Below are 8,890 nucleotides of genomic sequence, written 5' to 3' on the forward strand. Positions count from 1 at the left end.
GTGTTGAAACGACCGGGCCGGTCTTTCCGAGTTGAACCGTCTTCATCCTGCTTCTCCTTGGCTTCCGAGGATTGAATGGCTCTCTTCTACACCCAACCGCTTTGTGCGATAATCTGCGTCCAACTTCACAGACTGTGCGGAATTTTTGACAATGAATCAGCTTCCCCTGGCCGATCTCGACGCCTTCGCCGCCGTGGCCAGGGCGCAGAACTTCCGGGCTGCCGCGAAACTGCGCGGCGTCTCGGCCTCCGCGCTCAGCGAGGCGATGCGGCGGCTGGAGGCCCGTCTCGGCGTCCGGCTCTTCAACCGCACGACGCGCAGCGTTACCCTCACAGAAGCAGGACGCCGCCTCATCGAGCGGCTTTCGCCTGTCCTTTCCGAGGTGGAGACGGCGCTTGACGACATCAACAGCTTTCGCGACACGCCGGTCGGGCGGCTGAAGCTCGACGTGCCGGGTATCGTGGCGCGCTGCATCCTGCCGCCGATCGCGGTGCGTTTCCTTTCGGCCTATCCGGGCATCACGCTCGAAGTCTCGGCAAACGATTCTTTTGTCGATGTGCTGGCCGAGGGCTGCGACGCCGGCGTGCGCTACGAGGAATCGCTGCAGCAGGACATGATCGCCGTGCCGATCGGGCCGCGCGAGCAGCGCTTCGTCGTGGCCGCGTCGCCCGGCTATGTGGCCGAGCACGGTGCCCCGGCCCATCCGCGCGACCTCATGCAGCACCGCTGCATCCTGCATCGCTTCGCGAGCGGGCGCGTGCTTCACTGGACATTCGAACGCGGCGAGGAGCGGATCACGATCCACCCGCCGGCCCGGCTGGTCGCGGAAGCCAACGAGATGGAGGTGGCCGCCGCGGTGGCGGGCCTCGGCATCGTCTGCACCTTCGAGGACTTCCTCCAGCCGGCCCTGTCGACCGGGGATCTGGTCGTTATCATGCCGGACTGGATCCAGACCTTTTCCGGTCCCTTTCTCTACTATCCCAGCCGGACCTACATGCCGGCACCGCTGCGCGCCTTCGTCGACTTCCTCCGCGCGGATCAAACGCGGCGTTGAACGACGGCGTCGCTCCTTGATGAAACGATCAAAATTATCGCGATGTTCACGTATTGTTTCCGTTTCTGAACTGCAATACAACGGCGCTCCGGCCGCTTCAGCCCTGTTTCGGGCATCCGTCGATGCGCAAGGAGGATCGCGATGACTGACCCGAAAGCCACGAGGCGCGGTCTTTTCCTCGTCTTCATGATCATGTTCCTCGACGTGATCGGCATCGCCATCATCATGCCCGTGCTGCCGACCTTCCTCAGCGAGCTGACCGGCGACAGCATCGGCGAGGCGGCGGTCGACGGCGGCTGGCTGCTGCTCGCCTATTCCGGCATGCAGTTCCTGTTCGCGCCGATGATCGGCAATCTGTCGGACCGCTTCGGGCGCCGTCCGGTGCTGCTCGCCTCGGTCTTCACCTTCGCCGCCGACAATCTCATCTGCGCGCTGGCGGCAAGCTACTGGATGCTTTTCGTCGGGCGTGTTCTCGCCGGCATTTCCGGTGCGAGCTTCGGCACGGCCGCCGCCTACATCGCCGACGTGAGCAACGATGCGACGCGGGCCAAGAATTTCGGCCTGATGGGCATCGCCTTCGGCACCGGATTCGCGCTCGGTCCTGTCATCGGCGGCGTGCTCGGTGAATTCGGGCCGCGCGTCCCCTTCTACGGTGCCGCCGCACTCGCCTTTGCCAATTTCGTCGTCGCCTGGTTCTGGCTGCCGGAAAGCCTCGGCACCGAGCATCGCCGCCGTTTCGACCTGTCGCTGGCCAATCCCTTCGGTGCGCTGAAGCAGATGCGCAACTATCCGGGTGTCCTGTGGATCGGCCTCGTCTTCTTCTGCTACTGGCTCGCCCATTCGGTCTATCCGGCCGTGTGGCCATTCGTTTCGGCGTACCGCTACGGCTGGAGCGAGGGCCAGATCGGCCTGTCGCTCGGTGTCTTCGGCGTCGGCGGCGCCATCGTCATGGGGCTGATCCTGCCGCGGGTCGTGCCCGTGCTCGGCGAATGGAAGACGGCGGTCGTCGGACTCTCCTTCGCGACGCTCGGCCTTGCCGGTTACGGCGGCGCCTGGGCGGGCTGGATGGTCTATGCGGTCATCCTGCTGACCACGCTGGAGAACCTTGCCGACCCGCCGATGCGGTCGATCGCGGCGGGCAAGGTGCCGCCGTCGGCGCAGGGCGAGCTGCAGGGCGCGCTGACCAGCCTTTCGAGCATCACCACCGTGATCGGGCCGGTGATCTTCACGCAGATGTTCGGCTATTTCACCAGCCCGGCGGCGCCGGCGGTCTTCGCGGGCGCGCCCTATCTGCTTGCGGCGGTCATTCTCCTCACCGGCACGCTCGTCTTCGTCGCCAAGGTGCGCGGTTCCGGCGTCGGGCCGCGCGCGGAACTCGCCGAAACGCCCGCATAGGGCGCGACCCGGCAAGCAGAGACGCCGGAAAACGCGGAATGCCGGCAAGTATTGCAGTTCTGCAACCCCGCAAGCGGCGGCTTTTCTTCAGTTTTTCGCCGCTCTGCCAAGTTTGATGGAACGATCAATTCTTGTGCATTGATCGCAGCGGCGAGATGTGTTCCGGAAGCGACCGAAAGGTATCCGAACCATGCAGCACGTTACAGTGACGACCGAAGACAACAGTTGGGCCGCGCATTTCCGCGCCACGCTCCTGCTCGGTCTGCCGCTGATCGGCGCGCAGCTCGCCCAGCTCGGCATCCACACGACGGACGTGGTGATCCTCGGCCGGCTGGGGGCGGCGCATCTCGCGGCGATCGTGCTGTCCGGCCAGTTCTTCTTCACGATCTTCATCTTCGGCTCCGGCTTCGCCACCGCCGTCATCCCGATGGTGGCGCAGGCGCACGGGCGCGGCGACACCGTGTCGGTCCGCCGCTCCGTGCGCATGGGCATGTGGGTGGCGATCCTCTATGCGGCGCTGATGACGCCGGTCTTCCTCAGCGCGGAGACGATCCTGCTCTTCGCCGGCCAGACGCCCGAAGTGGCGGCCCTTGCCGGTTCCTATCTCGCCATCGCGCAATGGGGCATCGCGCCGGCGCTGCTCTTCATGACGCTGCGCGGCCTCGTCAGCGCCCATGGCCGCGCCGGCATCATCCTCTACCTGACGCTGATCGTGCTGACGGTGAACGCCGTCTTCGCCTATGCGCTGGTGCTCGGCCATTTCGGCCTCCCGGCGCTCGGCATCGAAGGCGCGGCGATCGTCTCCTTCGCCGTCAACCTCCTCAGCTTCGCGATGATGGTCGCCTATGTGCAGCGGCGGCCGGATCTCCGGCGCTACGAGCTCTTCGTGCGCTTCTGGCGCCCCGACTGGCCGGCGTTCTTCGAGGTGCTGCATCTGGGCCTGCCGATCAGCGTCACCATCCTCGCCGAGGTCAGCCTGTTCACCGTCGCCTCGCTGCTCATGGGCATGATCGGCACGCTGGAACTCGCCGCCCACGGCATCGCGCTGCAACTCGCCTCCATCGCCTTCATGATCCCGCTCGGCCTGGCGCAGGCGGCGACGGTGCGCGTCGGCGTGGCGCACGGGCGCGGCGATCACCTGGCGCTCGTGCGCGCCGCCTGGGCCGTTCTCGTGCTTGCAGCGGGCATCGCGGCACTCGGCGGACTGCTGTTCGCCTTCGCGCCGCGGCCACTCGCCGCGATGTTCCTTGATCGCACCGGCGCGGATTTCGAAGCCGTCCTTGCCTATGCGGCGCCGCTGATCGTCATCGCCGGCATCTTCCAGCTCGTCGACGGCCTGCAGGCGATCGCCGCCGGCCTGCTGCGCGGGCTGAAGGACACGCGTGTGCCGATGGTTCTCGCCATGGTCGCCTATTGGCCGATCGGCTTTTTCGCGGCCTGGGGCCTTGCCTTTCCGATGGGGCTCGGCGGCATCGGTGTCTGGATCGGCTTCCTGCTCGGCCTCGGTGCCGCAGCGGTCATGCTCTGCGCGCGCTTCTTCCTGCTCGTGCGCCGGGAGGGTCGTTTCGTTCAGAGCGCGGCGGCGCGGTAGCCGGCCATATCCGCCCTGATGCGGAGGCTGGCCATCGCTCCCTTCACATGTTGGCGGCGGTCGGCCGGCCCCGGATTTCGTCGCTTGCCTCCACCAGCCGGTCGAAGGCGCTGCGCGGGACCGGCCTGCCGAAGAGATAGCCCTGGCCGATGCCGCAGCCGGCGAGTCTGAGCAGCGCCGCCTGTTCCGGCGTCTCGATCCCCTCGGCGACCGTCGTCATGCCGAGCGCGCTCGCCATGCTGATGAACGCCTTCACCAGTTCGGTCTTGCGCGGCTGCTGGTCCATCCCGTCGATGAAGCTGCGGTCGATCTTCAGCACGTCGACGTCGAACTGGTGGAGATAGGCGAGCGCAGACTGTCCCTTGCCGAAGTCGTCGATCGCGACGCTGATGCCCATCCGCCGGATGGCGCGCAAGGTGTGGTGGACGCCGGATACGTTGCTGAGCGTCAGGCTTTCGGTGATCTCGCATTCCAGCCATTCGGGTTTGCAGCCGCTTGCCCCCAGACCGGTGGCGACGTCGGTCAGGAGGTCGTTGCGCTGGAACTGCCGTCCAGACAGGTTGACGGCGACCTTGAGGGGCGCCGCGGCGATCCTGTTCCAGTCGGCCGTCGCTCGGCAGGCGGTCAGCAGCACCCAGCGGCCGATGTCGACGATCATGCCCGTCTCCTCGGCGATCGGGATGAAAGTATCCGGCGTGAGCAGGCCGAGCTCCGGATGGTTCCACCGCAGAAGCGCCTCGGCGCCGACCAGGCGCTCGCTGAAGAGGCATTTCTTGGCCTGGTAGTAGAGCTCGAACTCGCCGTTCTGCACCGCCGAATGGAGCGCCGACGCGAGGGTGAGACGCCGGTTGGCTTCGTCTGAAAGCGCCGCGCTGTAGCGGCGGAATCCGCCCCGGCCGTTGCGTTTGGCGTCGTACATTGCCGCATCCGCGCGCGACAGCAGCGCCGTGCCGTCGTGGCCGTCTTCCGGCAGCAGCGCGATGCCGATGCTGGCGGAGGCGAAGAGTTCGTGGCCGTCGATGGTGAAGGGCGCGCGGAAGGACTCGGACAATCGCCGTGCCGTCGCCTCCGCCTGCGACCGGGTGATCTGCCCGTGCAGCAGCACGGCGAATTCGTCTCCGCCGAGGCGTGCGAGGAAATCGCCGGCCGCGAGGCTTGCGGCAAGACGCTTCGCAACGGCGCACAGCAGCTTGTCGCCGGCGATATGGCCCAGCGTATCGTTGACGTGCTTGAAATGGTCGAGGTCGATCATCAGGAGCGCCACAGTGCGCCCCTGGTCGCGCGCATCGGCCTGCATCGCCTCGAAGCGTTCGGAGAAGCTGGTGCGGTTCGGCAGGCCGGTCAGCGGGTCGGAATAGGCTATTTCGTGGATCTGGCGTCGCTTCTCCACGAGTTCCGTTATGTCGCGCGTGATGGCGAGGACGTGCTCGATATGGCCGGCAGCGTCGAATTGCGGCGAGAAGCGCACCTGCGCCCATCCGGTGCGTCCGTCGATGAGCCGGAAGCTGATTTCGAGCTCGCTGCTTTCGCCGGTCTCGAAAACGCGCAGGAGATGGGACTTGTAGGCGCCGACGTCGGAAAGCGTCGTCGTCTCGTCCAGCGTCCTGCCGACGAAGGCTTCGATCGATCCGCCGGTGAAGTGGGCCATAGCCGGGTTCATGTAGGTCCGGCGACAGTCATGGTCGTAGCGGACCATGCCGTCCGGCGAGCGGTCGACCAGCGACCGGACTTCCTGCTCGCGGCGGAAGATGACCGCCTGCGCGTTCTTGATCTGCGAGATGTCGTGGGCTTCGACCATCAGCAGTTCCGGAAGGCGGCGGCCGTTCGGGATGGGAGTGACGGAGACGTCGAAGGCCTCGATCGTGCCGTCCTCGCGCGATCGGGTCAGTTCGAAGCGTCCGGCCGCACCGCGGGCGGCCTCGCCCACCGCGCAGCGAATGCGTTGGCGTTCCTCGTCGCCCTGCCACCAGGTGCTGTCCCAGATGGCTGCCAATGTCGTCTCGCCGCGCGTGATGCCCGCCAGGGCCTGGCCACTCCTGTTGCACTCGACGATCCGGCCGTCGGCGCCGAGGACCGTGATCATGTCGCAGCTGACGTCGAGCAGCACGCGCAGCTTGTTCTCGCTTTCGCGCAGTGATTTCTCGACGGCCTTGCGCACGGAAATCTCGACGCAGGTCACGCTTGCGAAGGGACGACCGTCCAGCTCGAACGGCGCGATCCACATGCGCACGTCCTTCAGCCGGCCGTTCCGGTCGCGCACCTGCATCTCGAAGTCGCCGGCCGTGATGATGGGGGCGAGCGGGCGGGCGGGCGTGCCGGGTTCCGACGAAGAATAAGCCGGTTTCGCGCTCCACGCCGAGGGCAGCAGGCCAAGAACCTCATCGACGCTGCGGCCGAGCAGGGCTGCGAAGGACGGGTTCGCCTGGACGATCCGGCGGCTGCGGCCGTCGAGGATCGCCATGCCGGGAACCGTCGCCGCGAAGGCCTCCCGATGCAGCCCGCCGCCATCCGGCTTCCCTGAGAAGGGGGCAAGCTGAAGCCGGCCGGCCATGCGGCTGCCCGGTTCGCAATCGTCGCGGCGCGCGTCGTCTTTCGGATGGAATTCGCGGCGTTGCTTCATGGCCGGACCGCGCTGAACGACATCCGGGCGGCCGCGCCGGCCTGAAAACCGCTCTGCTGAAAACCGCTTCTGCTCCGCAACGTCTTGTTCCGCTATGATGTTCGATGCGCAAACCATCGGCGGGAAGTGTTAAACGCGGGTATGCAGGGTCGCGATCCCGCTGCGGCAGCGCGCAAAACGACGGGCAAGGCCGATATTTTCGCCGTCAGCCGGATAGGCTTGCGCGATGCGGATACGCGCTGGTCCGTCAGATGTCGACCGCGCGGTAGGTGCCCATATCCGCCTTGATGCCGAGGCGCGCCATCAGTTCCCCGGGATCGAAACCCATGCGGCGGTGTGCCTCGGCGATCGTGGCCTTCGCCTGGAGGATCGCGGCCTCGTCCCGCCATTCGGCGACCGTGACGACGTCGACGGTGGCGACGCCGTTCTCCTTTTCGAGGATGAGATCGCGAACGAAGCCCGGTTGCGTTCGCAGCAGCGCGTGGGTCGCCGCGACGCGGTCGAGGAATTCCGAGCGCGCTGCGGCGGGCACGGTGAACTTGTCGGTCCGATAGATGCTGGCGGTCATGACGGCTCCTTCTCGCTTTCGCCGGTCGCAAGCCTGGCTGCAACCGGTGTAGGACCTCAAGCGTGCTTGAGGTCAAGCGAGGGGACTCGGAAACGGAAACAGCCCCGGAAGCGTCTTCGCGGGGCCGTTTCCGTTTCAGGAGGACGTTTCAGGCGCGCTCGGGCAGCGCCTCCTCGCCCTTGCGCGCCCGGACGAGGTTGAGGAAGCGGCGGAACAGGTAGTGGCTGTCCTGCGGGCCGGGCGAGGCTTCCGGATGGTGCTGGACGGAGAAGACCGGCTTGCCGACGAGGCGCAGGCCGCAATTGGTGCCGTCGAAGAGCGAGACATGCGTTTCCTCGACGCCCTGCGGCAGGGAGGCGGACGCGACGGCGAAGCCGTGGTTCATCGAGACGATCTCCACCTTGCCGGTCGTGTGGTCCTTGACCGGATGGTTGGCGCCATGGTGGCCCTGGTGCATCTTCTCGGTGGTGGCGCCGAGCGCGAGGCCGAGCATCTGGTGGCCGAGGCAGATACCGAAGATCGGCAGCCCGGTTTCGATCAGCGTGCGGATCACCGGCACGGCATAGGTGCCGGTTGCCGCGGGGTCGCCCGGACCGTTCGACAGGAAGATGCCGTCGGGCTTCTGGGCCAGAACGTCGTCGGCGCTCGCCGTCGCCGGCATGACGGTGACCTTGCAGCCGAGGCCGGAGAAGAGGCGCAGGATGTTGCGCTTGACCCCGAAATCGAGCGCCACGACGTGATACGCCGCGTCGCCCTCGGCGAGATCGTCGTAGCCTTCGTTCCACACCCAGGGCTCCTGGCTCCAGTGTGAGGACTGGCCGGAGGAGGCGACCTTGGCGAGGTCGAGGCCCTCGAGACCGCTCCACGCCTTGGCTTCCGCCTTCAGCGTGTCGAGGTCGAAGACGCCGGCCGGATCGTGGGCGATCACCGCGTTCGGCATGCCGTTCTCGCGGATCCAGGCCGTCAGCGCGCGCGTGTCGATGCCGCACATGCCGATGATGCCGCGCGCCTTCAGCCACTGGTCGAGATGCCTGGCGGCCCGGTAGCTCGACGGATCGGTGATGTCGGCCTTGAAGATGACGCCGACAGCCCCGTGGCGTGCGGCTGGCGTCAGGTCCTCGATGTCCTCGTCGTTGGCGCCGATATTGCCGATATGCGGGAAGGTGAAGGTGACGATCTGGCCGAGATAGGAGGGATCGGTCAGGATTTCCTGGTAGCCGGTCAGCGCCGTGTTGAAGCAGACTTCGGCCTGCACCTTGCCGGTCGCGCCGATGCCCTTGCCCTCGATCACCGTGCCGTCGGCAAGAACGAGCATGGCGGTGGGTTTCTCGGTGGTCCAGGCGGGGGTCGTGGTCATCGTCATCCGTTTCTCGTTGCGTCTCGCGCGTCATCCGGGCGGGGCGCCGGACTTGAAAATCCGGGGCCGGAGCGCCATCTTTCTCGCAGGCAAGGGCGCGCGGAAAGCCGCGTCGAATTCACCTCATGCCGATTGTCGTGCAGGTGCCGGAAAATAGACAATGCGCGGTGCCGGGTCAACCGGCGGCCTGTGGATTGCCGGAATTATAAACCCCGCCATTTCAACGCTTTGCGCAATGTGTTTGATTGCAGCGGCGTTGCTGGTCTATGAGAAAGCCGAAGAACAGGACGTCGGGCCGCTCCGCC

6 protein-coding genes are annotated in these 8,890 nt (G+C 66.5%); 3 read left to right on the forward strand and 3 right to left on the reverse strand.

What is annotated here, in order from left to right; all coding sequences use genetic code 11:
* Positions 1-151: 151 nt before the first annotated feature.
* The 3 genes from LXM94_RS24535 to LXM94_RS24545 all read left to right on the forward strand — a co-directional run bounded on the left by LXM94_RS24535 (position 152) and on the right by LXM94_RS24545 (position 4,040).
* Entirely contained in the window at positions 152-1,054 is a 903-nt protein-coding gene (locus tag LXM94_RS24535; RefSeq protein WP_235774316.1) for a LysR family transcriptional regulator, read from the forward strand.
* A gap of 141 nt (positions 1,055-1,195) precedes the next feature.
* Entirely contained in the window at positions 1,196-2,449 is a 1,254-nt protein-coding gene (locus LXM94_RS24540; RefSeq protein WP_235774318.1) for a TCR/Tet family MFS transporter, read from the forward strand.
* 190 nt (positions 2,450-2,639) lie between these two features.
* Positions 2,640-4,040, forward strand: coding sequence for an MATE family efflux transporter (locus LXM94_RS24545; RefSeq protein ID WP_235774320.1), 1,401 nt, complete (start codon positions 2,640-2,642; stop codon positions 4,038-4,040).
* A gap of 43 nt (positions 4,041-4,083) precedes the next feature.
* On the opposite strand, the gene LXM94_RS24550 is transcribed toward LXM94_RS24545, so the two are convergent.
* From LXM94_RS24550 to carA, 3 genes are all read right to left on the reverse strand, one after another.
* Entirely contained in the window at positions 4,084-6,660 is a 2,577-nt protein-coding gene (locus LXM94_RS24550) for a sensor domain-containing protein (protein WP_235774321.1), read from the reverse strand.
* A gap of 247 nt (positions 6,661-6,907) precedes the next feature.
* Positions 6,908-7,228, reverse strand: coding sequence for an antibiotic biosynthesis monooxygenase (locus LXM94_RS24555; protein WP_235774323.1), 321 nt, complete (start codon positions 7,226-7,228; stop codon positions 6,908-6,910).
* Positions 7,229-7,376: 148 nt separating this feature from the next.
* Entirely contained in the window at positions 7,377-8,591 is a 1,215-nt protein-coding gene (gene carA / locus LXM94_RS24560) for a glutamine-hydrolyzing carbamoyl-phosphate synthase small subunit (RefSeq protein ID WP_408015696.1), read from the reverse strand.
* Positions 8,592-8,890: the final 299 nt, after the last annotated feature.

The sequence above is a fragment of the Rhizobium alarense genome, assembly GCF_021555155.1.
Taxonomy (GTDB): domain Bacteria; phylum Pseudomonadota; class Alphaproteobacteria; order Rhizobiales; family Rhizobiaceae; genus Rhizobium_D; species Rhizobium_D alarense.